The organism is Rhizobium sp. BK399 (genome assembly GCF_014194695.1).
GTDB lineage: Bacteria > Pseudomonadota > Alphaproteobacteria > Rhizobiales > Rhizobiaceae > Rhizobium.
The window spans coordinates 68,089-91,348 of record NZ_JACIAH010000009.1 but is presented as its reverse complement, the minus strand read 5'-3'; the positions used below and the strand labels follow the sequence as shown (position 1 = coordinate 91,348).

23 protein-coding genes are annotated in these 23,260 nt (G+C 61.5%); 1 reads left to right on the top strand and 22 read right to left on the bottom strand.

Translation table 11 applies throughout. From position 1 onward, the window contains the following. Positions 1-8: 8 nt before the first annotated feature. From FHT97_RS19435 to FHT97_RS19360, 16 genes are all read right to left on the bottom strand, one after another. A complete protein-coding gene (locus FHT97_RS19435; protein ID WP_183756049.1) occupies positions 9-383 on the bottom strand; it encodes a GPW/gp25 family protein in 375 nt (124 codons plus the stop codon). Beyond that, positions 380-673, bottom strand: a complete 294-nt coding sequence (locus FHT97_RS19430) for a hypothetical protein (RefSeq protein ID WP_183863952.1) — start codon at positions 671-673, stop codon at positions 380-382. Before FHT97_RS19430 ends, FHT97_RS19435 begins: the two co-directional genes overlap by 4 nt. 9 nt (positions 674-682) lie before the next feature. Beyond that, entirely contained in the window at positions 683-1,396 is a 714-nt protein-coding gene (locus FHT97_RS19425) for a phage baseplate assembly protein V (protein WP_183863951.1), read from the bottom strand. A 12-nt stretch (positions 1,397-1,408) separates the two neighbouring features. Further along, complete coding sequence (locus FHT97_RS19420; RefSeq protein WP_183863950.1) at positions 1,409-2,542, bottom strand: hypothetical protein; 1,134 nt, start codon at positions 2,540-2,542, stop codon at positions 1,409-1,411. Continuing rightward, positions 2,539-2,826, bottom strand: coding sequence for a hypothetical protein (locus FHT97_RS19415; protein WP_183756045.1), 288 nt, complete (start codon positions 2,824-2,826; stop codon positions 2,539-2,541). The genes FHT97_RS19420 and FHT97_RS19415 overlap by 4 nt, the downstream gene beginning before the upstream one ends. A 9-nt stretch (positions 2,827-2,835) precedes the next feature. Further along, positions 2,836-3,483, bottom strand: a complete 648-nt coding sequence (locus tag FHT97_RS19410; protein WP_183756044.1) for a hypothetical protein — start codon at positions 3,481-3,483, stop codon at positions 2,836-2,838. A gap of 10 nt (positions 3,484-3,493) precedes the next feature. Continuing rightward, the gene (locus tag FHT97_RS19405; RefSeq protein ID WP_183863949.1) at positions 3,494-5,080 is read right to left on the bottom strand and encodes a DUF4157 domain-containing protein; all 1,587 of its coding nucleotides are present in this window, start codon (positions 5,078-5,080) and stop codon (positions 3,494-3,496) included. A gap of 43 nt (positions 5,081-5,123) precedes the next feature. Beyond that, on the bottom strand, positions 5,124-6,953 hold the full coding sequence (locus tag FHT97_RS19400; protein WP_183863948.1) for a DUF4157 domain-containing protein: 1,830 nt from the start codon (positions 6,951-6,953) through the stop codon (positions 5,124-5,126). Then, a complete protein-coding gene (locus tag FHT97_RS19395) occupies positions 6,950-7,198 on the bottom strand; it encodes a hypothetical protein (RefSeq protein WP_183756041.1) in 249 nt (82 codons plus the stop codon). Before FHT97_RS19395 ends, FHT97_RS19400 begins: the two co-directional genes overlap by 4 nt. Then, on the bottom strand, positions 7,195-9,102 hold the full coding sequence (locus tag FHT97_RS19390; RefSeq protein ID WP_183863947.1) for an ATP-binding protein: 1,908 nt from the start codon (positions 9,100-9,102) through the stop codon (positions 7,195-7,197). The genes FHT97_RS19395 and FHT97_RS19390 overlap by 4 nt, the downstream gene beginning before the upstream one ends. Positions 9,103-9,110: 8 nt before the next feature. Beyond that, a complete protein-coding gene (locus FHT97_RS19385) occupies positions 9,111-10,367 on the bottom strand; it encodes a DUF4255 domain-containing protein (RefSeq protein WP_183756039.1) in 1,257 nt (418 codons plus the stop codon). A 2-nt stretch (positions 10,368-10,369) separates the two neighbouring features. Further along, the gene (locus FHT97_RS19380) at positions 10,370-11,089 is read right to left on the bottom strand and encodes a hypothetical protein (protein WP_183863946.1); all 720 of its coding nucleotides are present in this window, start codon (positions 11,087-11,089) and stop codon (positions 10,370-10,372) included. Then, the gene (locus FHT97_RS19375; protein ID WP_183863945.1) at positions 11,086-11,934 is read right to left on the bottom strand and encodes a hypothetical protein; all 849 of its coding nucleotides are present in this window, start codon (positions 11,932-11,934) and stop codon (positions 11,086-11,088) included. Before FHT97_RS19375 ends, FHT97_RS19380 begins: the two co-directional genes overlap by 4 nt. A 28-nt stretch (positions 11,935-11,962) precedes the next feature. Continuing rightward, a complete protein-coding gene (locus FHT97_RS19370; RefSeq protein WP_183756036.1) occupies positions 11,963-12,490 on the bottom strand; it encodes a phage tail protein in 528 nt (175 codons plus the stop codon). A gap of 11 nt (positions 12,491-12,501) precedes the next feature. Continuing rightward, positions 12,502-14,553 carry a phage tail sheath C-terminal domain-containing protein gene (locus FHT97_RS19365; RefSeq protein WP_183756035.1) on the bottom strand — a complete coding sequence of 684 codons (2,052 nt, stop codon included), beginning with the start codon at positions 14,551-14,553 and terminating at the stop codon, positions 12,502-12,504. A 397-nt stretch (positions 14,554-14,950) separates the two neighbouring features. Continuing rightward, positions 14,951-15,145 carry a hypothetical protein gene (locus FHT97_RS19360; RefSeq protein WP_183863944.1) on the bottom strand — a complete coding sequence of 65 codons (195 nt, stop codon included), beginning with the start codon at positions 15,143-15,145 and terminating at the stop codon, positions 14,951-14,953. 620 nt (positions 15,146-15,765) lie between these two features. On the opposite strand from FHT97_RS19360, the gene FHT97_RS19355 reads away from it, so the two are divergent. Next, the gene (locus tag FHT97_RS19355; RefSeq protein ID WP_183863943.1) at positions 15,766-17,058 is read left to right on the top strand and encodes an NCS2 family permease; all 1,293 of its coding nucleotides are present in this window, start codon (positions 15,766-15,768) and stop codon (positions 17,056-17,058) included. A gap of 466 nt (positions 17,059-17,524) precedes the next feature. On the opposite strand, the gene FHT97_RS19350 is transcribed toward FHT97_RS19355, so the two are convergent. The 6 genes from FHT97_RS19350 to FHT97_RS19325 form a co-directional block, all read right to left on the bottom strand. Continuing rightward, positions 17,525-17,857, bottom strand: coding sequence for a hypothetical protein (locus tag FHT97_RS19350; RefSeq protein WP_183756033.1), 333 nt, complete (start codon positions 17,855-17,857; stop codon positions 17,525-17,527). 556 nt (positions 17,858-18,413) lie between these two features. After that, the gene (locus tag FHT97_RS19345) at positions 18,414-19,175 is read right to left on the bottom strand and encodes an SDR family oxidoreductase (protein ID WP_183863942.1); all 762 of its coding nucleotides are present in this window, start codon (positions 19,173-19,175) and stop codon (positions 18,414-18,416) included. A 19-nt stretch (positions 19,176-19,194) separates the two neighbouring features. Next, on the bottom strand, positions 19,195-20,001 hold the full coding sequence (locus FHT97_RS19340; protein ID WP_183756031.1) for an ABC transporter permease: 807 nt from the start codon (positions 19,999-20,001) through the stop codon (positions 19,195-19,197). Then, a complete protein-coding gene (locus FHT97_RS19335) occupies positions 20,001-20,867 on the bottom strand; it encodes an ABC transporter permease (RefSeq protein ID WP_183756030.1) in 867 nt (288 codons plus the stop codon). The genes FHT97_RS19340 and FHT97_RS19335 overlap by 1 nt, the downstream gene beginning before the upstream one ends. Positions 20,868-20,942: 75 nt before the next feature. Beyond that, positions 20,943-22,106, bottom strand: coding sequence for a spermidine/putrescine ABC transporter substrate-binding protein (locus FHT97_RS19330; protein ID WP_183863941.1), 1,164 nt, complete (start codon positions 22,104-22,106; stop codon positions 20,943-20,945). A 22-nt stretch (positions 22,107-22,128) separates the two neighbouring features. Next, complete coding sequence (locus FHT97_RS19325) at positions 22,129-23,220, bottom strand: ABC transporter ATP-binding protein (protein WP_183756028.1); 1,092 nt, start codon at positions 23,218-23,220, stop codon at positions 22,129-22,131. Positions 23,221-23,260 lie beyond the last annotated feature (40 nt).

The window sequence follows — 23,260 nt, the reverse complement described above, 5'->3', positions numbered from 1 at the left end:
CCACCTCCTCAGCCGATCTGCCGCACGAACAGGTCGAGATGGCGCGCGCCGGTGTCGATCCTGGCATAGGTGATTTCGATATCGAGCGTGGACTCGTCTGCACGAACCGCGACGGATTCGATCGTGATGACCGAATCGAGCCAGCGGATCAGCGAGCCGTGAACGAGAGCCTCGACGGCCGCAACCAGGGCATCGGAAGAAGGAGCAAACACGAGCTGCTTCAGCCCGCAGCCAAAATCCGGCCTGTTGACGCGCTCGCCAGGCTCGGTGAAGAGGACAAGCTTGATCATGTCCCTGACATGATCATCGTCGCCGGTCGTTCGCGTCCGCCCCTGTGCGTCGATGCCGAATGGAACGTCGAGATGGCGGGAAATTGCGTTCATTGTGATACCACCTCTATGGCGTCGACACGGATCGTGGCCCCGCCGATGGCGGGAACTAGCCTGAATGCTTCCGGATGGTCAGAAAGATGCAGCGCAACCCCACGGGCAATCGCGACGAACATGCGCCGCCGCGCGCGTACGTCGCGGTCGGTGTTCGACGTTGAAAGGGGCTCAAGGCCATCGAGCACCAGGAGCTTGTTCAGCTCCTTCTCCATCGCTTCGGCCATCGAATTGACGAAGCTCATGGCATCGTCTGGATCGGATGAGAAATTGCCTGGTTTGATCGCCATCGTAAGCCCCTAATCCAGTGTGACCTTGGTCGAGAGAAGAGACGGTGGTGGCGGCATCATCTGAACCACAGAGGGCGCCGGCGTCACCGGGAGGATCCCTGCCGCCATCTGCCCCACATGCAGGTGTGTGTTGAAGATCGTCACCAGCGTGTTGAGATAGGTCATCAGCTGGTCGCCATGGACCGCCGGATGAAATGCGACCGCGCTTCCCTCGAAGATCTTGCTGCTTTCGAAGACAACCTTGGCGAGCCCGCGCAGGGTCACAGTCGACTGCCTGACGTCGAGCACGATCTGGTTGGCGCCGGCCGGATCGGAGAGCGTGATCGTCTGTTGCTTGTCGTCAAGCGCGATCGTCAGCCCAAGGTCGCTGCGCCAGACCTTGGTCATGGGATCGGGTGGAGAGGCTGGCGGCGCCATCGGGGCCTCGGCCAGGCCCCAATAACAGCCGGCAAAGATCGGTCGCGAAATGTCCCCGCCTTCAAACTCGATCCACACGCCCGCACCGACCGGCGGCAGCGAGAAGAAGCCTGATGTCGTTCCGGCGTAGGGCGCACAGGGTGTCGCCCATCCCGTCTCGAAATCCTCGAGCAGCGAGGGAATGCGCGCCTTGATGCGGCCAAGCCTGCTTGGGTCATTCACATCGGTCGCAATCCCGCGATACTTGCCATAGAAGCGTTCATAGTGCGCCTGGCTATGGTCGGCTGCGGCTAGGAGATCGTTCACGTCCTGCTCCTTTCATGCAATCGCGGCAAAGGGGTCGATGAAGATTTCGGCGCCGGTCAGCCCGACAGCATTGCGCCAACCGGAAAAACTCTGGGCGTAATCGTCGCGTGATATCCGGTGGGTGACGGAATCGACGTAGTAGAGGCCGCTGTTTTCCCGACCTGCGCCGCGTACCAGCACGGTTTGCCCGCATCGCAACGCCCTGGCGAACTTGATCCCGTCGACTTCGCCGCGGCAGCTGACCGAACGGCTCGAGGCGGTCGCCCTGGCAAGGGCCGACGACTGTGCCTCCTGCGGGCTTGCCGCATCCGTCGCAGATATCCGGTCGACAGGCGGAGGCAGGATGCGCAGGAGATTGGGTTCCATGCCCATCGGCAGTTCGCTCGCAGCCGGTGCAATGTAGGGCAGCGGCAGGCGTGTCTTCGGCTCCGAGGTGAAGCCAAGCATCGAGACCGGTCGCTGCATGTCGTTGAAGGCATTGAAGGAGCGCAGGTTGGTCTGGCGTCCGAAGTCGATCGACAGCACACCCTGCGGCACCGGCAGGCTCAGTGGCGGTCGGAAGTGTCCGATGTCGAGGCCGCTGAACGGTTCGGGGGCAACATACAGATCGAAGCCGTTTCGATAGGCGAGCTGGCTGAGGTAGACGGAATCCGAACTGCGCTGGGTGGTTGTCGTATCGAGCGTCGTGCGCTGCGGCGGGGTCGGCAACACGTCGGGAATGATGCCATAGCTGCCGAAGATCGCCGTGGCGACGACGCTGTCCGGGCAGTTGGGCCATGTCTTGGGTGCGCGACGCTGCCCCATCAGTGTCCCAAGCGCGTCGGCGCCGACAACCTCGAGAATGGAGCGGCCGGGATCATTGCCGGCAAGAAGCCGTGTCTCCGTGACATAGGCGTTGACAAGCGCGAAGGGAACGGGAACGCCAAGCGCCAGCCGAATGGTCAGGGGCGTGTTTGGCCGGAAGATCGGAAGTGCTGCCGCGTCATAGTCGCCCATGAAGTTGCGGCTGAGGTCGAAACTCAGCCGTACCATCGACGCACGGCCGACTGCCGTTTCCACCTCGATCGAGCTTAGTGCTTCGATCAGCAAGCGCGGCAGCGGCGCCTTGGCGATCTGGACCAGGAAGAATGACGGCAGGATCGTCATGCGAGATCTCCCGGTGAGGGGACCGATATGATCGTGCCGGGCTGATCGGTCAGATCGACCGGGCGCATCACCCGGTTGATGTCGCAGAGTTGCCAGAAGCGTTCAGGATCCCCGAGCGTCGAGGCGCTTGCCAGATCCGGCCTGTCGCCGCTGCCGACGACGTAGCTGCGGCTTCCCGAGGTTGCTGGAATGAACCGCATGCGCTTGTAGCGGATGACCCGCCCGTCGGCACCTTTGTACTGCGCCTCGGGAATGGATTCGTAACGGCTGCCTCGGAAGAACATCCTATCCTCCTATGGAACAAGGGCCTGAAGGCCGGAGCGGGCGCCGAAGGTCTCCTGTGCGGCCATCGCCTGCTTCTGCGTCAGTGCCGCGAGATAGACGAAGTAGCCAGGGTCGACGATGCTGAGATCGCGATAGGTGAGCACCTTCAGCGTCAAATCTGCGCGGGCCCTGATCGGGTTGAGCGACTGGTCAAAGGCCTCCTCGCGCACCGACAGGCTTTCGAGGCGCACAGGCAGGACGCGGTGTGCCCCCCAGACGAGGAAGGCCATGGGAGCGTTTTCCGCCAGGATGAAAGCACCGCCCGCAAGCGCGATGACCTCGTTGGCCAGCACCATGGAATAGGCGGGGTAGACCAGCTTTTCGAGCGCGGCGAGCGCCGGATGGAGACCATTTGCGACGGTGACGCCGTTCTGCCCCGGCTTCTCGAGCTGGTCGGCAGCATCGATCTCGACCGAAAACGTCAGCGTTTCGTCGGGCGGGCCGTTGAGGCGGCGGGCGTCGCCGCGTCCACCGCCCGAGGCCGAACGCCCGGCGATCTGGCGCGTCACCTCGTCAGGATTGTACTGGAATGCAACGACAATTGGCAGCGGATCAGGCGGCTGAAACGCGACGATTCCGCCTTTCTGCACCTTTGGCCATCGTGGCGATGCGGTCATGATCCTGCTCCTATGGTGCGGCGGGTTGTTTCTTTAAGCCGAGCGATGCGATCAGCATCCGAGCAAGGTTAGGCACCTGCTTCGGCCAATAAACATTCTCGAAGTGGGCGATGGCTTGGGTGGCCACCCCGGCCGATGCGGTTGGTGCCTGTTCGGCCGGCTTGACCGGCAATGACTTGTCCCAATGCATCTCGGCATATGCGAGGTAGATCCCGTTCGCGGCAAGCCGTCCGGCCTCAGCCTTGAACGCGGGGTTCGACGTGTCGACCGCAAATCCCTGTCGGGCAATTTCTGCAGCCAGCACCGTAACTGCCGCCGCAATGACCGGCTCGACTGCCAGAAAGGATGCAACGAAGCCTCTTCCTGGCGATCCCTTGCCGGTGGCGCCGGTGAAGAATCGGAGCGACCAGTTTTCTGTCGGGTGGCCGGCACCCGTATGGCCCCATACGCTGACATTGCCGACACCGGCGTCGACCAGGGTGTCGCGGACAACGGCGGCAAGCGAATCCTTGCCACCGGGCTCGAACGAGCCCCTGCGGTAGACATCTTCCTTGTTCGACCCGAGATTTTCCGTGACACCCTTTGCGGAGCTGCAGGTGTAGAGGATGATCCGGGCCGTATTCGACAGGAATGGTGCAATCGTCTTGAAGATGCCGGGCGCGTTTGACGACGTTACATTGAGGCTGCACCAGCTGGGCGTGCCATGCGCGAAAATCGCAAGTGACTTGATCCTGCCGGGCGTCGCACTTGTCGCTGCGCCTGCCGCAGGGACCTTCGCCAACGCTCTCCCGACCACGCCCGCAAGACGCGGAACGACGTCCTGGATGCGGCTGGTGCCGTCGGTCTTCGTGCCGCGAATGGCCTTGCCGAAGACCAGCGACGTCGCATCAAACCGTTCGTCCTTGATGCCTATTCCCTGTTCGCGCGCCGCAAATGCATCGGCAAGTGCCTGCGACATTGGCTGCGCCTTCTTGATGAGGTCGAAGTCAGGATCGAAGAAGGCGAGGCTGTAGCCGTCATTGAATTCTTCCGATCTCAGCTTCTTGCCGAGTTCGATGTCCGGGTCGCCAGTGACACTGTCGCGGCGCACCACGCCATCGGCCTGCTGCACGGTATGCGCCAGTTCATGCGCCATCAGCCGGCGACCCTCGAGACTTGTCGGACGATATTGACCGGACGCAAATCCGATGTGGTGTCCGACGGTATAGGCCCTGGCCCCTATATGGTCGGCTGCACGGGCAGCAGCCCCTTCAGCATGCAGGCGCACCGCTGACAGGTCGCGGCCGAACTGAGGCTCGAAATAGGACCGCTCTGATGGGCTGAGCGGCATGCCTGGCCGGGAGGTGACTGCACGCTCGGCCGCCTCCGCACCCGCACTTGCGGCGTCACTCGAGGCCGATCGCCGGACTGTAGAACCGGCCGATGACGGAGTAATGCTGGCACAGCGACCGGAAATCACCCGCTCGGCGGCGGCGTCGGCCTCGTGCTCCATCGCGTCGTTGACCGCACCGAGTTTTGCCTTGCGCTGAACGACCGGGTGCCGTGCAGGGGCAGTGTGGCAACGACTGGCGCAAAGTGGGGCGTGCGTCGCCGTCATTTTTCCCTCCCTTTGCCTGTCTCCGATCTCATCCTCATGATCGCTACCTGCTGTAGACAAAGTTCAGCCCGATCCGGGCGAAGTGCAGCTTGTCCGTGTCGTCGCTGAAGGCCTTGCCGAGTGCCGCCTCGACTTCGACTCCGATCCGGCGGCCCTTTTTCATGTCGTCGAAAATCCCGATCCTGGCGCCGACCTCGCCGTAGGGCGTCTTGTCGGGCCAGACGATGCCCCCGACGCCGCCAAAGACGCCCACCTTGGCGCCCCAGGTCGCTGGGTGGGTCTGCGCTGAAAGCCCTAGTCGCGCTCCGAAGAGCAGCGCGTCACGATGTTTCTCCGGGGCATTCAGATAAAGGGCGTGCAGTCCAGCCTCGAGGTTGAAACGTCGGCTCGTATCGAGCGGCAATGCGGCGTCGACGCCCCCCTCCACCGCGTAACCCTCGCCGAGATTGCCAGAAAATCCGCCGCCACCCAGCGTGAATCGTGCCTCGACCGGAAGAGCCCGGGCCCGTGCAAGGTCGACCTTGCAGCTCGCACCAAGTGCCGCCTGCACAAAGACTTGCGCAAACTGGAAATGCCGCTCATGGAAGGCTGCAAGCCTGCCGTAGGTGTGTTGAGACCCCATGCGGGTGAAGTCTGTCCGGACCCGCTCATCGCGTGCCCAGGCCGGCGTGCGGGTTCGGTAGGCCTGATTGGTCTCGCGATATTCGTCGCCGACGCCGAGCCGCTGGTGGCCGCCTTCGTGCACCGTCGTCCCGGGGTTGAAGTCCGGCGCGCAGATCGTTGCCGCATCGGCGCGTCCGCCGCGATTGACGACATTGATGGTCACATCGGGACTGGTGGCCGTCTGGCTGACCTCCACCCGGATCGGAATGTCTCGGCCAGCACACGGGTTCTTGCAGCCTGAGACCCTCAGTTTGAACCAGCCGTTCAGGCCATCCTGCGCCGTTTGAACGACTTCGTTGGCGATCTCCGCAAGCCGGGCCGGGCTGACGGGAGGCGCGGGGCCGGCACCCCCGCTCGTGCAAATGCCGGCGGTTCCAGATGTCGGTGCCGCGACAAAATTCATGCGAAACGGCAGGCGCACGACGCAGTTCTTGGGATCGTAGATGACGTTGACGGTTTCATCGCTGATGGTCATCTGAGCCTGGGTCGCCGTGGCCGGTGAAATCTCCTGCCGCCTGACGCTTCCGGTAAAGGTTCCGTCAGCCTGCAGGGTCGGTCCGCCGGTAACGGTATTCAGGAACGCCGTGCCTCCGCCGCCGCTGGTATCGATCGGCGCGAGACCAGCCGGTTGCCGCCTGATCGTCCCGCCGGATTGCTGCACGACATGGGCAAGCTCATGAGCAAGCAGGGCATTGCCGCCCTCGGCGCTGGCAAATGCAATCGAGGAGCCAAGCGTGTAGGCTCTCGCGCCAATGCCCTCGGCGGCGCGCTCGGCTGCGGCACTGCGGTGGAGGCGCACCTCGGAGAAATTATGGCCGAAACGCGGTTCGAAATAGGCGCGCTGTTGCGCAGTGAGCGCCGTGCCGCCGCTACTGATGGCTGACGCTGCGCGGTCGACGGCTGACTGTTCGGCTGCCGCGCCGCCCTTGCGGCGAAGCATCGCGTCGTTGGCCTCGCAATGGGCGCACTTCCGGCGAATGGCGTGCCGTTCCTCGTCCTCGCAGGCGCTGCACTTGCGCTGGGCAAGCGAAGTCGAACGCGAGAGGTTGGAAACACGGGCACCCGAGAGGATCTCAGCTGCGGCGCGATCGGCTTCGTGCTCGAGCGGATCGTTCTCTGAACCGAGCTTGACCTTTCGCTGAACCATCGGTTTTGCGCCCGGCTGGGGCGTCTTGCCTGCAGTCTGCGGGACAGGATATGCCTGCATCATGACGTCACCCTCCGCAGCGCACGGGCAATCTCTCGCCTGACCGCATCGGTCAATTGCGGCATGCCCGTGTCGCTGGTGATGCGGATGGTGAGTGCGTCGATGCGGATCCGGCCCCCGTCGGCAGCCCCAGCTCCAGCAGTGTCCCCCGCTTGCGAAATACCGTCGACCACGGCGCGGGTGATGCCGTGTGCGTTGGCACCATTACCGTTGACCGCTCCGACATGACGCTGCAGTGTCCTTGTCATGCCCACCCCCCAAAGTCACGGTCGAGCTTGCGGAATTCTGCCCGGGCCGCCCGTTCAATGTGTCTCATGCCGACCGCGCAATCTTCTGCTGCGGACAGATAGGCCGCATTGACGGCAACAACGCTGATGTTGCCGCCGGTGAAGTCGAGCCTGGAGAGCTTCTGATAGTCGAGGTCGTCCGTGAGCGTGCCTGCCGGGAAGGCGCGCCGCCACATGGTTTCGCGCTCGGCGGCATCGGGAAACGGAATGTCGACCACATAGCGAAGCCTGCGAAGAAAGGCGGGGTCGAGATTGTTCTTCAGGTTGGTGGCAAGGATTGCGAGGCCGGAGAAGGCCTCCATCCGCTGCAGGAGGTAGCTGATCTCGAGGTTGGCATAGCGGTCATGGCTGTCCTTGACCTCCGTCCGCTTTCCGAACAGTGCATCCGCCTCGTCGAAGAAGAGGACGCAGCCACCGGCTTCGGCGGCGTCGAAGACCTGCCGCAGATTACGTTCGGTCTCGCCGATATATTTCGAGACCACGGAGGACAGGTCGATCCGGAAAAGATCAAGCTTCAGGGAATGGGCAAGGACCTCTGCGGCCATGGTCTTGCCGACACCGCTCGGACCGGCAAAGAGTGCTGTCGTGCCGTGGCCGCGGGCGAGCCGCTCCGCAAAACCGCCAGTGCCAAGGACGCGGCTCTTGAAGCGAACCTGCGCCTCGATGGCGTGCAACAAGGCAAGAACCCTCGGTGGAAGGACGATATCCGCAAAGCCGAACCGGGGCACGATCCGCTCGCTGAGCCCGAGCAGATCCCGGCTGGCGACTGAGCGGCAGGCGTCCCAAAGCGCGGAAGCAGCATCGACAGCTTCGCGGGCGAGCCGGGCAATCTCCCGCGGTCCCAGCGCAAAATGCTCGGCAATTTCAAGGAGATCATTCTCAGGGACGGTTGCCTTCCCATCAAGGGCGGTTTTCCAGAGGAAAAGACGGTCAGGCGCCGCAAGCGGGCGGCAGTCACCGGTCGGCACATGACGCGCCGTCTCGAGAGGCCGTTTGCCGACGACGATGATGAAGCCGGAAAAGCCGCGCAGCATGTCCTCGCCGGCAAGCCTGCCGTCGGCCTCGTCAATGTCGACAAGCAACGCGAAGCGGCCGATGGCGGCTTCGCGTTCAAGCAGCGCAATGAAGTCGCGTCGTTCGCCAGGATCGGAAGGAAGGAAGCGCGGAAGCAGGGTACGAATGCCAAGCCCGAAGCGGCGGGCAAGGGCTGCGGCCGTGGCGCGACGCGCGCTTCTTGCCGCGCCGACCAGCGCTGCCGCCGGGCGCGCGATGTCCACGCTCGCGCAAAGGTAGTCGACGATCTTTAGATTTTGCTCTGGAAGAGGACCGTAGTCGTCCGCCTCTAGCGCCTGGTCGATCGCGGCGACGCGCTGGTCCTCTCCGAGCAACAGCCGCAAGACGCGCTCATCCACGGCAAACCGCGATTGCAGCAGGACAGTGCTGTCTGATATCTCGATCAGCCGAAAGCGTCTGAGTGGCGCGTCCGGGCTGAACCGGGCGAGGGCAAGGAAGCGGGCCTCTGGCGGCTCGATCGTTTCGCACACCGCAAAGGCCATCTGAAGGTCCGCCCTGCCAATGCCTTGCACCAGCTGCGCTGCACAGCCAAGCAACAGAACGTCGAGATCGAAAGGTGCCAGCGAGAAGAGATCGCCAAGCCGGTCGATGCTGGCGGGCTCACCTGCGTTGATCTGCCGTCTCCGTGCTGCATCATAGGCATCACGGATCGCCCCGGTGTCATCGGCCGCGGCAAGGCGCGCCGAGATCCAGGAGAGACCGAGCGCCATCGTTGCGGCATTGGCGCTAAACCAGTCCGCTGGTCGGTCTTCCCAGATGCTCTCCTGCGCATTGATGACCGTATTCAGCATGATCCTCCTCACGGTTGGTGGTAGACGAGTTCTGGTCCAATGCTGCGCACACCGTCCACCAGCACTGCCACCGGGTAGTCGCCTGCGGATGGCAGCTCGAAGCTTTCAACCGGCACCTCGATGCGTGTCGGCGTCGGCGGATCACCCGGTGCGGCATCCGCTGCCTTGACGATCCGGCGTGAACGGTCGCCGATCACGACCTCGACGATCTTCGCGCCGCGGTGCCAGAGCCGTTTGCCCTCGAGCCTAAGGACCCGATCGCCAGCAGGGGAAAGGACGGTCAGGCCTTCGAGAGACGGCACGAGCTGAAGAAGAACGGTGTTTGATCGAAGCCTCCGTGTCGTGTTGCCGGTCGTGCCCCGGTCCAACCCGCCGGTGACCGTGTCCGTTGCGATGTCGGTGAGAATGTGAAACTCGAGTGGGCCCGGCTGGAGCTTGATGTCATCAGGCACGATCATCTCGAAGCGCCCGTTCGGGGAGGCGGGAAGCGAAGCGGGAAGAAGCGTTCCGAGGACAGCAGATACCGGGACGCCAATCGTGCCTTCCGTCTCGATGACAACAGTCCCCCCGATCGGGACGCGGATGTCGCCGATCGGTTCGTTCGGTGGTTTTAGGACAAAAGCCGAAAGGATCACCGGTGCCCGACGCACGGTCGCGGATATCGATCGTATTTCCACGGGTGCCGGCCGCAGGCGCGGAGACACGGTCTCGATCTGCACGACCGTCACTTCGTAGACTACCGATCGGCGGAAATTCGCCTGCGGCATCGCCGACCAGATGCGACTGAGATCGTCGATCGACATCGGATTCAGCACCACTTTCAGGCGCTCGAATTCGTCTGCAAGCACCGGATCGATCACCGGATCGCCAATCCGTTTGCTGCCGACATTCCGGGTCATGACAAGCTCGTCGATGTGGACGCCGAACTCATGCAGGACGGCCATTGCGTCGCCGAGCAGGATTTGCGCGTTGAGGTCGGAATCAGCGGCGTCTTCAGTTGCGCTGTAGCTCGACAGCAGGAAGCGAAGGTCCAAGGACAGCGGCGGGCGACCCGGGCTGCCAGGATGTGCCCGACCTGGAATGTCCTGGTTCTTGAGAACCCCATTTTCGATCACCTGGTAGAGGTAGAGGTTCACACGTCGATCTGCGACCTGCGGCGTCACGTCGGGCGGCGACAATGTCACCTCGGCTGCCGTTGCCATGCGATCGAGAAGCAGATGGCGTAGGGTCCGGCTGACAGCAGCGATCGCTTCGTGTGTTGCCATGGCTATCGCCTCGGTCCAAGGCGCCGCTGCTCATGCGTGGCAAAGCCGCTGGCGCGATCAGGCCCCCGGTCGACCGCGGCTGCCGGTGACGGCGTGACGACGATGTCGATGCGCCCGATCTCGATCGTCGTGCCGCTGTCGGACCGCGTTGCGATGGCTGCCGGCGCACGCGCTCTGGCCAGCTGTTCCGGACGGATGGCCCGTTCCGGCAGGGAAGGATCCATCGCTTGAGGATCCCGTTCCCGTGACATGCCCGCCGGATCGATTGCGGACTGGGGCGTCCCCCTTGGTTCCCTGAGATTTGGGTCGAGCTCCACGACAGGTATGGTCGTCAGCACCTCCTCGCCGGCGGGCTGTGCCGCAACAGGCTGGCCGGCAGGGGCAGGCTGGTGCCGGCTCGGCTCGACAGACGCAGCAGCGTCGGGCACGCGCGCACGCGTCCGCTCATGGCCATCCCTCGCAGCCGCAGCCGGCGTCGTTTGGGCAGGTGTCGCAAGTCGAAGGGGCTGCTGTTGCGGCTGCAATGTGCCGGGGCGTCGGACGGTCATTTGCGGTGGCTGTCCACGGTCCGATTTAGGTGCTTCAGCCATGCCCGGGTCGGGATATGCAGCGACCTGGCGTGGGGAAAAATGCGATCGGGCAGGAACGGTCGCAAACTGTGCCTTTCCGGCAGCGGAAGGTCCGATACCTCTGATGAGGACCGATCGAAGAAAGCCTGTCATGCCTCCAGCTCCTCCTCGATCATTGCCAGGTAGTCGGCGCGGCGGTCACGGGTAAGGGCGAGGATATCAGGCTCCGTCCAGTGGTAGACAGAGGCCAACCGATGCACGTCGCGAAGGACATGTCGACCGTCCATCAATGTGCCCCGGAGGAGCGTCGTTGCATCGACAACGACCTCCACCGTCTTTCCGCAGCCCGGGCAGACGAATTCGACCTCGCTCTCTGCCGCCGGGTCGGCGTGGCGCATGGCGTCTTCGACGGCTGCAAGGATCTCGGCGTCTGGATCGACGATCGATACCGGCCACCCGTTCCGGGTCGCCTCGACCACACAATCGCGCAGGAGGCGCACGTCCGCATCCCCACCTGCCTCCGGGACGGCCAGGGCAAGCCTTGCCTGGTCGCCGCCTGTCGGGAGCCGAAACGAGATCTGCCACAGAGCGCTATCGCATTCGCACTCAACTTTATAGATCGCCGTTTGTCTGGCGGGAGGCGGTTCTGCGACGCGGGCAGGGATATCGAGTTCGACGATTTCCTCGCAATCAGGGCATCGCGCGACGACGTCGACATTGGCTCCGAAGGTCAGTCGATAAAGCGCAAACAGCAGCCGCTCCCGGTCTCCGACCGTCAGTTCGGCGGCATCGGCAGGGAGAAGGCCGGACAGTGTCCCGATTCTAACGACCGACGATGCGAGAAGCCTTGAAACAAGATCCGCGTTGGGCCAGCCGGCCCTGACGCCATCGCGCAGGTCAAATTCCGCCCGGCCCGTCAACGGCACCAGCGTTGCCGACCGATGGACGGCGCCGTCGCGAAACAGGCCCTGTGCGAGTTCGATCGCGATGGTGTCCATCGGAACTCTCCTGGAACTCAGCTGGTTGTTAGCCCGGCGGGAACGTGAACGACGGCTCGGTTGGCTCGGTCACGGCGGTATCGCGTTCCCAGCCTTCGTTTTCGAGTTTGAGTGTCTGGATCGCGACCGCATTGGCGTTGGCATCGAGATCTGGAAGTGCCTGGTATTCCGAAACCCAGCAACGGAATACGTTGTAGGAAATGACCTTTTGCCCGGCCTCGTTGAACAGGTCGATGATGATGTCCTTGCGAAAGTCTGCGAGTGACAGCTCCGCCCCGGGCCCGGCCCCGAAATTCCAGAGCTTGTTTGCCCATTGCTCGAATTCGAGGTCGTGGGTGACGCCCCGTTCCAGCGTGACCGCTTCATATTTCGTTCGGCCTGGCGACTTCCGGCTGGTGGAGGGGTCTCCCCCCTCCCGATGCTCCACAACTTCCGTCGAACGCTTCAGCGCGCCGACCTTGCTGACCCCGGCCACATAGCGACCGTCCCATTTCACCCGGAACTTGAAGTTCTTATAGGGGTCGAACCGGCGGGGATTGACTGTGAACTGTGCCATCTCGGTTATCCTCAGGCTTCAGGTCGCCGCACGATCTGGTGTATCTTGATGATGACGAATTCCGCAGGCTTCAGGGGCGCAAAGCCCACCTCGATGTTGACGATGCCGTTGTCGATGTCCGATTGCGTCGTCGTCTCCCTGTCGCATTTGACAAAGAAGGCATCCCGCGCCGTCGACCCCTGAAACGCGCCCTGCCGGAACAGGTCGTACATGAAGGAACCGACATTCATCCGGATCTGTGCCCACAGAGGCTCGTCGTTCGGTTCGAACACCACCCATTTGGTGCCGCGGTAGAGACTTTCCTCGATAAAGAGAGTGATGCGGCGGACCGGGATGTACTTGAAGTCCGACGCAATGAGGTCCGCCCCATCGAGAGTGCGTGCTCCCCAGCAAATGTTCGAGTAGATCGGGAAGGAGCGAAGCGCATTGACGCCGAGCGGGTTCAGGGTGCCGTTCTCGAGATCCGTCATCTGGTAGGCGAGGCTGTCGACGTTGCGAAGCCGCGCGTCGGTGCCGGCCGGCGCCTTCCAGACGCCACGCGCTGCATCGGTGCGGGCCCACAGTCCGGCGATCGTTCCGGATGAGGCGACCGAACGGGCGCGACCCTGGTTCAATGGATCAGCAAGGATCGTCCGTGGATAATAGACCGCACCGTTAGGATGACGCAGCGGCTCGTTGTCCGAGAGCCAGGCATGCATCTGATCGACCAGCCTGACATTTTCGGGGATGTCGACGATGATCATCGCGCGCCGATCACCGACATAGGCCTCTGCCGCAGCATAGAGCGACCGGGCATTGGCGGCGGTAAGACGTGGAGCATCGGGTAGGCAAAGGATGTTGAAGAGATCGACATCCTCGAGTGCCCACAGGCCGGTGCGATCGGCAGCGTTTCCCTGGTAGACCGCAAGCGGAACCGCATAGGTCTCCCCGTCCAGAACGGTGCCGTCATCACCGCCGTCGAGTGCAAAGGCAGCACCTGGCGTCGGAAGGTGCTCGGTGGCGTTGGCAGCACCTGTTGCCGGCTGCAATGCGTAATTGGCGACATCGGCACCGGAAAACACAAACAGCGCGTCGGCTGCAAATGTTCGCGGCCCAAACCCCGGCGTGACGACAAACCGGCGCGGCCGCCCCGTCGCCCCGTCGCCAATGATGGCGACGGTCGCTGACGAGAAGTAGGTCTGCAGTTCCGGAGCAAAGCGAGGCGCGACGGCGCGGATTGCGGCCTGCAGGCGCTGCGCCCAGCTGTTGAAGCTCGCCTGTGTCTGTCTTATGGCCGAGGACGGGTTTGCGGGGACGTCGGCCGCGATCGTGAGCGGCTGCGCGGCCGCACCCGAGCCGGCAAGCGTGATCGAGATGGTGTCGATGTCGGCAAAGACCGGCCGCGTTCCGGCAAGTTCGCCGCTCACCATCCCGGTCGCGCGCGGGCGCGGGAAGGGTGCTGAAAGGGTCACGCCCGTCGCAAGCGCAAGCTGGATCAGCCTCGAGCCCTGATTGACGACGTCGATGACGTTGTTTGCGGTATTGGGTTCGGTCGTCAGGTTGTTGAAGGCTTCGGAGGAGGCGATGCTTGCCGTTACCCCGCTGGTTCTGAGCTCGCTGACCACCAGATTGAAGGTCGCATCGTCACCGGTTCCATTGTTGGTGATGGCGATGCGCAGGTTGTCGCCCCATCCACCGGGATTGACCGCCGACTGACCGCGAATGCGCCGCCCAGCAGTCGCAACCAGTAGGTTCGAACCGTCTAGCGCAGGCAAGGTTACCGTAGAGGCTGCGATCGCTGTTGCACTGTCGCTGCCGTCGTGGCCGACCCTGACGACATAGGCTTCGGTTCCGCCATTGAGGAAGAACTGCTGGACGGCGTAGGAGGTCTCGCTGTTGCGTTCGAGACCACCATATTCGCGCTCGAAGTCGGACTGGCTGAGCAACTGCACCGCCTCGTCGAGAAGGCCACGGCTGAAAGTGCCGATGAATGCGGTCGTCGAGGTGGCGACGCCCGTGACAGGGCGAAGGCCACTCGGAATTTCTTCAACATACACGCCTGGGTAAGTGGGACGTACGGGCATCGTCAGACTCCGAATCGTTCGTTGAACACGCGATACGTGTCATTGCGACGGAACATTCCGGCATTCGGGAGTATAAACGGGGAGCTGCTGATTACCGGTACAATATGAGAGCAAATCAACCGATGGTCAATACTGTAGTGGGCCCGTGAAATCCGTCGACGGGAAAGTAAAAATGATTCAACGGGATGCGCGTGAGTCGCGACCCAATATCGCCGGAGAACGTTTCCTGTAAGGGAAGTGCCTCGGGTCGTAACGCCGGGCACTGGGCGTCGAGACATCGAACAGAGAGTAACAATTCGACAATCATGACGGGCGATTTTGATGCGCGGTTCACACCCGGAATAATCACCGAAAAGTTGTGAAATCCGAGGAGGAAGGATCTGGCCTTTGAGCTGTGTCAACGCGTTTCGATGGAGAGACGGTTCGCGGTCGTCAGCACGACAGGAAAGTTCTCTCCGAGGCTATAGAAATGGCGGCGGGCCACGGCGGCCGTCATACGGGTTATGACAACCCCTGCGACCGCACGAATCTTGGCGAAAACTGGACCAGATGCCCGCATGCGGCGATGCGCCGCCCATGGCGTAATTCCCATTCCGGAAGATCGCGACGCGCATCACACAGATGTCTGGTGATGGATTGACCTGCGGCGGACAACCCAAAACCCTGGGTTTGGATCATCAAGCTCGCTGTTACTTCCGGCTGAAATTTTAGGGTTCGCAACGGTCGTATCGCGACTCCCAAGGCTTTTTCGTGATGCGATCCCCTTCGATGAAAAAGCTCACCCCGTGACACGAACGAAGGCAATGGTGCACGCCGAACAGGACGATTGGACGTCGCTGGCATTGCCGGCGAAATCCGGTTTTTGCGTGAGAGAGACCGGGACGGAGCGGGGGATCAATGCGCCAAGGATTGGCTGGCGATGAAGGTTGCCACTCGCATTTCGAACGCGACTGGGCTACCCTCCAGGAGTGCTTCGACCTCACGCGATGAGGGATGGCGGGAAAGCTGAGCCCCGGAACCACGGGCAAAATCTGAAAGTCTTTCGCGTTTTTACAGGGGAATCCACCCCTAGCGCCTCGCGCCTCGACAACGCACAATCCCAATCTGCAAGGAAGTTGCTCGACGGCCGCGTTCCTTGTGCCTGGATCTGGAGGAGATTCTGGCTGACCCACGACAACAGGCGGAGCCGGAATGCTTGCCTTGGGAGGAACCATGTTTCAACGGCTTTTCAAATTGAGTGAACACGGCACCAGCGTGCGCACCGAACTCATCGCAGGCGTGACGACGTTCCTGACGATGTCCTACATCATCTTCGTGAACCCGGATATCCTGTCGACCACAGGCATGGATCGTGACGCTGTGTTCGTCGCAACTTGTCTTGCCGCGGCTTTGGGATCAATCATCATGGCATTGGTTGCCAACTGGCCGATCGGCATGGCGCCAGGCATGGGGCTGAACGCATTCTTTGCCTTCACCGTGGTTGCGGCCCTCGGCTTTACCTGGCAGCAGGCGCTTGGCGCGGTTTTCATCTCGGGCATGATCTTTGTCCTGCTGACGGTAACAGGCGTGCGCCGGTGGCTGATCGACGGCATCCCGCATTCATTGAGAAGCGCGATCGCGACCGGTATCGGCCTCTTCCTCGCCATCATCGCACTGAAGAACGCCGGCATCGTCGTCGACAACCCAGCAACACTCGTCGGCCTAGGAAACCTCAAGGAGACCGGACCGCTTCTTGCGATCTTCGGCTTCTTCGTCATTGCCGTGCTCGATGCGCTGAAGGTAAGAGGTTCGATCCTCATGGGCATTCTCGCTGTGACCGTCCTATCCTGGATCTTTGGCGTCAGCGAGTTCAAGGGCATCGTCTCCATGCCGCCGTCGATCATGCCGACCTTCATGCAGCTCGATATTTTCGGTGCTCTCCACGGCGGTCTGATCCAGGTAATCCTCGTCTTCGTTCTTGTCGAAGTCTTCGATGCGACCGGTACGTTGATCGGCGTTGCCAAGCGCGCGAAGCTTGTCGAGGAGGGACGTCCTAACAACCTGAGCCGGGCACTGCTTGCAGACAGTGCGGCTATCGTCGCCGGCTCTCTGATGGGGACCAGCAGCACGACGGCCTATGTCGAAAGTGCCTCTGGCGTGCAGGCAGGCGGCCGGACCGGTCTGACAGCGCTTGCGATCGCTGTCCTCTTCCTGGCAGCTCTTTTCATCTCTCCTCTCGCTGCCTCGGTTCCCACCTATGCGACCGCTCCGGCTCTTCTCTACGTTGCAGGCCTGATGATGCGCGAGATGACCGAGATCGATTGGGACGATTTGACGGAAGCGGCGCCGGCAGCGCTCACCGCACTCGCCATGCCCTTCACCTATTCCATCGCCAACGGTCTTGCCTTTGGTTTCGTAAGCTATGTCGTCATGAAGATCTTCACCGGCCGGTGGTCGATCCTGCATCCGGCGACGCAGATCGTGGCCGCGCTGTTTGTTGTGCGCTTCGCCTTCTTTGCCCCGTAAGGCACGTCGCGAAAAAGGCCGGCTTGGCCGACCAGCCACTCACCTGAATCTGGAGCCGCGGAATTTTTCGCGGCTCCAGATTTTCTGAGCCATGCCACTGATGGGCCGAGAACAATCTACAGTGGGTGGGAGGTGAAGCCTCTCAGCCAAGCCCGCCGACAAGCCCGGGTCCCGTCTGTCTCGTAGTCGTCCGGGTGAATTGCCAGAGTGCTCCATCGCAAAATTGCAATTATGTATATAATACAAACGCCTGTGCGAGGTAAGAAACCAATGAAATCGGATTGTCAAGGCTGGCGCATACAAGCCTTAAGATGTCGTCCGGTTTCCATCCGGGTGGCTTACCGTCAACTTGTCTGACACTTTCTCATCCACCGCCAGGGCGCCCTCGATGACCGCTGCGCGCGCAAGGGGCGGGACTCGGCGCCAATCTCCCAGTAGCAACGAGTGGTATTTCTCCTTTACGAGACTAGTAGCCCGCCTTTCGCCAGCCAGCGGCACGAGCTTCTTGCTCGGAACAGAACCAGCGTTCTCCATACTGCGGCGATATTTTCGTAGCCTCGTAATAGTGCTGGCCTGGTACGTGATAAATTCGTTCGCCGGAATCGATGCTGACATTACCCTTGATGTTGCAGGCTGTGCCTCGTTGGACGATCACTCCGTTGTCGATGATCATCGGTTGCGACTGTGCGGTAAACGAAGACTTGATCGGAGCGGACATGAATTCCGGCAATAAAGTATAGCCACCGGCTCCCAGGAATGCTGCTGCCGAACTCAACACTACCATCGTTGGAAACTTCATGTCTTTCCCCTGAAAAACCTCTCAGGGTTGTAACACGGCGAGGTTTATCGGAGCGTATATCACATTGCTAAAATGCCGAATGTTGGCGACGTCGCGCATATCTGGGCGCCCCGGGCTGACTTTCAGGCCTTCCCCGCCGGACGCGGCTTCGCAATGATCGCTCTCGGAGCCTTACAGCGGACCGACCTGCCGCTCAGCCAATAAATCTGCCGAAGGCTCATGGTCATGGCCGGCGATCACGCCTGTCGACACCAAGGTCTCAAAGAACGCGACCTTGAGATCAAAGGACTTCAGCAGTTTTTGCGGCTCGGCTTCACCACAGCATCGTCGAACTCACCCGGCCGCTCCGCCATTTCCACGAAGGTGGTCGTCTTGAGGTGATATGATAGGCGTCGAGGACTTCCGCTGACCCGGCAGCGGTCCGCCATGAACGGATGATCATTTCCCAATTCTCCAACTGTGTGTTTTCAACCTGCCAGTCGCATTGGGTGTTGTCCATGAAGACTGCTCTGCCGGTTCCGAATGAGTCCTTGCCAGCGATTAGCTGGCGAGGATTTCAGACAACAGTTTCGCCACCGTCGACGATCAGGATTTGGCCAGTCATATAAGAAGACCGATCGGATACCAGAAAGAGTATCGGCTCGGCAATTTCGGACACGTCAGCCCAACGTCCGAGTGGCACTTGCGCGCTGATATAGGATTCGATGGCATTTCGCCCGCCCATCTGAGCGATAAACGGTTCGTTGAAGGGTGTGTCGACCCAGCCTGGGCAGAGCGCGTTGACGCGGATTCCAAACTTTGCGTAATCGCCCGCCATCTGCCGCGTCATGGCGATGACGGCATGCTTCGTCGTCGTATAGGCGATCATTTCGCGGTCGTAGAGCACGCCGGATGACGACGAGGTGTTGAGAATAACGCCTTTGCCGGCCTTCTTCATAAGCGGCATCACGAAGCGTGAGGCCATGAAATGCGCCCGCACATTCAGGCTCCACGACCTGTCGAAACCGTCGACGGCAACTTGCTCCAGGTCGCCAGCCACCTGCGCACCTGCGTGATTATGAAGGATGTCGATGCGGCCGTGGCGTGAGGCAACCGCCGCAATTCCAGCCTCCAGTGCCTTATCGTCGGTCACATCGACCACGAGGCTTTCGGCACTGCCGCCTGCCGCCGTGATCTGGCTGACGGACTCCGCGGCGTTCTTGAGATCAAGATCGGCGATGATCACATGGGCGCCTTCTCGTGCCATGATGAGCGCCCCGGCGCGCCCGATGCCCGAGCCTGCTCCGGTGACGATTGCAATGCGGTCCTTGAGTATCATGCATTTCCCCCGGACGGTTTTAGGTTGTCTTTTTGCGCATGAGGAAGCGCGCGATGAGAATGAGGGCCAGCGAGGCAACGAGCACCATCGTCGCAATCGCATTGATCTCAGGCGTCACGCCCCGGCGGATCGAAGCGAAGACATAGATTGGCAGCGTCGTATTCGATCCGGCGACGAAGAAGGCGATGATGAAATCATCGAATGAGAAGGTAAAGGCGAGCAGAAAACCCGCCAGGATCGACGGCATGATCTGCGGAAGCACGATCTGCCGGAATGTTGTCAGCGGCGTCGCGTAGAGATCGCTAGAAGCTTCAACGATGTCGCGCCCCAAACCGGCGATCCGTGCCTTCACGATCATTGTCACCAGCGCCATGGTGAAGAGGCCGTGCGCGGCAATGATCGAACCGTATCCGAGCGCGAGCTTCGGCGGCTGATTACCCGGCCAGACGACTGCGATCAACGGATTGATGAAGCCGAACACCTCGACCAGCGCCACCAGCGTCGCGATGCCGATAACGACGCCGGGAACAACGATCGCCGCAGCAAAGAGGCCGTCGAAAACAGCGCGCATGCGCGTCCCCAGCCGCTCCATGCCGATGGCCGCCATCGTCCCGAAGATCGCGGCAAGCACGGCACTTGTTAAAGCGACGATCAGGCTGTTGCGCAGCGCTTCCATCAGGAAGACGTTGGAAAGCGCTTTCCCATACCACTGCGTCGAGAAGCCGACGAACTCACTCGCATTGCGTCCAGAATTGAAGGAGAACAAGACGACCAGCGCGATCGGCGTGTAGAGAAACAGATAGACGGAGCTGACGAGGACGCGCATCAAACGAGATCCACCTGACGGGTACCCGCAACACGCCAGGCGATGCGCATGGCGACGAGAAGCACCACGACGACGACCGCGACCAGAGTAACCGCAATCGCCGATCCGAACGGCCAGTTGCGTGACTGCAGGAAAAGATCGACCAATGCATTGCCAATGAAGAATACCTTGCCGCCGCCGAGCAACTGCGGGATCAGATACTCGCCGAGCAGGAGGATTGTCACCAGCGCCACGCCCGTCATGACACCCGGCAGCGATAATGGCAACGTGATGCCGAGGAACGTCGAGACGGGTTTTGCGCCGAGGTCGGCGGATGCCTCCAAGAGGCGGTGATCGAGCTTTTCGAGGCTGACATAGATCGGCATGATCATCAAAGGCAGGTAGCCATAGATGATCCCGAGCAGAACCGCGCCCGGCGTGTTGATGAGCCGGACATTCTCGATACCGAAGAGCTCCAGAAGATGCGGAATTCCGCGTGCACCCAGCAAATACATCCAGGCGTAGGTGCGGACGAGAAGACTGGTCCAGAACGGCACGACGACCAGCGACACGAGGAGCAGCCGGCGCTGCGGGCTCGCCTTGACAGCGAGATAATAGGCAACCGGGTAGGCGACCAGCAGACAGGCCGCCGCCCCGATCGGCGCCAGGATCAGCGTATTGACGAAAGCCGTCGCCCGAGAGCCGAGATTGGCAAACTGTGCGAAGGTGAATGCCGCCTGATATCCGCCTTCTGGCGCGCGCTCCCCGAACGCAAAGACAATGATGGCGATAAAAGGCAGCACCAGGAAGACGAACAGCCAGATGCTCGCTGGCCCAACGAGGGCAGCAGTCACAAGGCGCCGCTTGGTGGCAAGTGTCAGAGGCATTGCGTCTTCTTGTCCGCGGATTGAGGGAGGCAAACCGGTCCCCATCGGTGCGGGAACCGGAATTGCCTGGTTGGATCAGGCTGACTTGAAGCGCGCCATGAGCTCGGCACGGCTTGGATCGGTCAGCGTGACGGCGGCACCAAACTCCAGTGGGGTAAGCGCAGCTTCGTCCGGATAGACGATCTTGTTTGACGTGACGTCCATCGGCAGGAGCGATATGACGCGACTGTCGGTCGTCGGCGCGCCGTTTGCGATGTGCTCCTTCACCGCGTTCTGCGGGTCCATCAGATAGTTGAGCAGGGCGTAGCCTGCGGCCTTGTTGGGCGCATCCTTGGGGATCGCGTAGTAGTCCGTCCAGATCTCGCCTCCGTCCGTTCCGAGCACATAGGCCAGTTCAGGCATGTCGCGGTTAAGCTGCGCGCCGTCGTTCGTCCAGCACATCGTCAGCCACGCATCTGTCGACCGCATCGACGGCTGATAGTCCGAGTTGATTGCGAACAGATGTGGCTTGACCTTGATCAGCAGCTCCTCGGCCTTCGCAAGCTCTTCCGGCTTGATCGAATTGAAATCGTAGCCGAGCGAAACCAGCGCGCTGCCAATCGTCGTCAGCTGATAATCATGCACCATGGCCCGGCCATCGGCCTCTGTCTGGGCGATTTCGAAGAAGTCTTTCCAGCTCGAGAGCTTCGTCTTGAGCTTCGAGGTGTTAACCGAGAAGCCGGTTGTGCCCCAGTTCTTCGGCAAGGCGTAGGTCTTGCCGTCGATTTGGCCTTCCTTGGTAAAGCGCGGGCTCTCGTCCTTCTGGCTGAAATTCGAAACCTTCGAAAGATCGAGTTCGTCGATCAGGCCGAGCTTATGGTAGGTCGAGATCGTATAGTTGGTCGGCACGAATAGCGACCAGCCAGAAGCACCGGCCTGCAGCTTCGCGAGCATCTCCTCGTTCGAGCCAAAGACGTTCACCTCGACCGCAACGCCCGTTGCAGCCTTGAAGTTCTCGAAGGTCGCGGGATCATGATAGTTAGGCCATGTCGCGATCGACATCTGCGTGCCGAGGTCTTCTGCGGCATAGGCGGGCGTCGAAAGTGCGCCGGGCAAGCGCGACAGAACGGCAGTCGCAAGACCGAGGCCGGTGACGCCGAGAAAATGGCGGCGGCTGATCGAGCCACGCTTCAGCCGCATGAACTCGTCCATGAAGGCCTCGGCGGAAATGGGAAGATTGTCCTTGTAATCCTTGCTCATGATGCTGCTCCCGTGTTTTGGTCTATGCATTCGATGCTGGAAAAACATGTACGGCAGTGGGGTCGAAGCCGAGGAAAACCTCTTCGCCCGGCTCCACGAGATCGCTCTCGTTCATGCTGCGCCGGTCCGCAGTGATCAGAAAGTCGCCAAGCTGAGGCACGCTCACCGCATATTCGACCGATGAGCCGAGAAAGATGCGGTGCGTCACCATGCCCTTGAGCGAAGTCGCGGTTGCCGCCTTGCCGCGTGTCAGATGGATTGCCTCCGGACGGAGGGCCGCTATCGCCTTGCCCGGCGCAAGGCGCGTGCCAGGCATGATTGCCGAGCCATCCGCCAGCCGGAGTGTCTTGCCGTCGGCTTCCATCGTCGCGGACATACGGTTCGTCTTGCCGACGAAATCGGCAACGAAGAGATCGGCCGGGCGATCGTAGACTTCCTGGGGCGTCCCGAGCTGGCGAATCTGTCCCGCGCTCATCACACATACGACGTCGGCCATCGATAGAGCCTCCTCCTGGTCATGCGTGACGAGTACGAACGTGATGCCAAGCTCGCGCTGCAGCGTCTGCAGCTCGATCTGCATGGCAGAGCGCAGCTTCTTGTCGAGTGCTGCAAGCGGCTCGTCGAGCAGCAGAACCGACGGGCGGTTGACGATGGCGCGGGCTAGCGCCACACGCTGTTGTTGGCCGCCCGACATCTCGTGGATGCGCCGCTTGGCAAAGCCTCCCAGTCGCACCATCTCCAATGCCTCGGCAACGCGGCGATCGATTTCGGCGGCTGCGATCTTCGGGCGCATCTGCTTCAGCCCGTAAGCGACATTCTGTTCGACATTGAAATGCGGAAACAGCGCATAGTGCTGGAACACCATGTTGACTGGACGGCGATAGGCTGGAATGCCATTCATTTCGCGCCCGTCGATCAGGACCGCGCCATCGCTCGGCTGTTCGAAGCCGCCGATCATGCGCAAGCATGTCGTCTTGCCGCAGCCGGAAGGGCCGAGGAGCGCGAGAAACGCTCCCTTGGGCACATTGAGGTTGATGTCCGTCACGGCGGTCACAGCGCCATAGTTCTTTGTGACCGAACGGAATTCGATATCGTTCGTCGAAGCGGATGCCACGTCTGTTCCCTGCGGTTGGTTTGAATCTGGCAGTCTGCGC

What these genes read in the sequence shown, in the direction of transcription:
- FHT97_RS19390 (WP_183863947.1), bottom strand. Translation starts at nt 9,102, where the DNA reads ATGCTGAATACGGTCATCAATGCGCAGGAGAGCATCTGGGAAGACCGA.
- FHT97_RS19345 (WP_183863942.1), bottom strand. Translation starts at nt 19,175, where the DNA reads ATGATACTCAAGGACCGCATTGCAATCGTCACCGGAGCAGGCTCGGGC.
- FHT97_RS19370 (WP_183756036.1), bottom strand. Translation starts at nt 12,490, where the DNA reads ATGGCACAGTTCACAGTCAATCCCCGCCGGTTCGACCCCTATAAGAAC.
- FHT97_RS19430 (WP_183863952.1), bottom strand. Translation starts at nt 673, where the DNA reads ATGGCGATCAAACCAGGCAATTTCTCATCCGATCCAGACGATGCCATG.
- FHT97_RS19385 (WP_183756039.1), bottom strand. Translation starts at nt 10,367, where the DNA reads ATGGCAACACACGAAGCGATCGCTGCTGTCAGCCGGACCCTACGCCAT.
- FHT97_RS19415 (WP_183756045.1), bottom strand. Translation starts at nt 2,826, where the DNA reads ATGTTCTTCCGAGGCAGCCGTTACGAATCCATTCCCGAGGCGCAGTAC.
- FHT97_RS19410 (WP_183756044.1), bottom strand. Translation starts at nt 3,483, where the DNA reads ATGACCGCATCGCCACGATGGCCAAAGGTGCAGAAAGGCGGAATCGTC.
- FHT97_RS19340 (WP_183756031.1), bottom strand. Translation starts at nt 20,001, where the DNA reads ATGCGCGTCCTCGTCAGCTCCGTCTATCTGTTTCTCTACACGCCGATC.
- FHT97_RS19330 (WP_183863941.1), bottom strand. Translation starts at nt 22,106, where the DNA reads ATGAGCAAGGATTACAAGGACAATCTTCCCATTTCCGCCGAGGCCTTC.
- FHT97_RS19435 (WP_183756049.1), bottom strand. Translation starts at nt 383, where the DNA reads ATGAACGCAATTTCCCGCCATCTCGACGTTCCATTCGGCATCGACGCA.
- FHT97_RS19400 (WP_183863948.1), bottom strand. Translation starts at nt 6,953, where the DNA reads ATGATGCAGGCATATCCTGTCCCGCAGACTGCAGGCAAGACGCCCCAG.
- FHT97_RS19355 (WP_183863943.1), top strand. Translation starts at nt 15,766, where the DNA reads ATGTTTCAACGGCTTTTCAAATTGAGTGAACACGGCACCAGCGTGCGC.
- FHT97_RS19335 (WP_183756030.1), bottom strand. Translation starts at nt 20,867, where the DNA reads ATGCCTCTGACACTTGCCACCAAGCGGCGCCTTGTGACTGCTGCCCTC.
- FHT97_RS19375 (WP_183863945.1), bottom strand. Translation starts at nt 11,934, where the DNA reads ATGGACACCATCGCGATCGAACTCGCACAGGGCCTGTTTCGCGACGGC.
- FHT97_RS19380 (WP_183863946.1), bottom strand. Translation starts at nt 11,089, where the DNA reads ATGACAGGCTTTCTTCGATCGGTCCTCATCAGAGGTATCGGACCTTCC.
- FHT97_RS19350 (WP_183756033.1), bottom strand. Translation starts at nt 17,857, where the DNA reads ATGAAGTTTCCAACGATGGTAGTGTTGAGTTCGGCAGCAGCATTCCTG.
- FHT97_RS19420 (WP_183863950.1), bottom strand. Translation starts at nt 2,542, where the DNA reads ATGACGATCCTGCCGTCATTCTTCCTGGTCCAGATCGCCAAGGCGCCG.
- FHT97_RS19405 (WP_183863949.1), bottom strand. Translation starts at nt 5,080, where the DNA reads ATGACGGCGACGCACGCCCCACTTTGCGCCAGTCGTTGCCACACTGCC.
- FHT97_RS19365 (WP_183756035.1), bottom strand. Translation starts at nt 14,553, where the DNA reads ATGCCCGTACGTCCCACTTACCCAGGCGTGTATGTTGAAGAAATTCCG.
- FHT97_RS19360 (WP_183863944.1), bottom strand. Translation starts at nt 15,145, where the DNA reads ATGGGAATTACGCCATGGGCGGCGCATCGCCGCATGCGGGCATCTGGT.
- FHT97_RS19395 (WP_183756041.1), bottom strand. Translation starts at nt 7,198, where the DNA reads ATGACAAGGACACTGCAGCGTCATGTCGGAGCGGTCAACGGTAATGGT.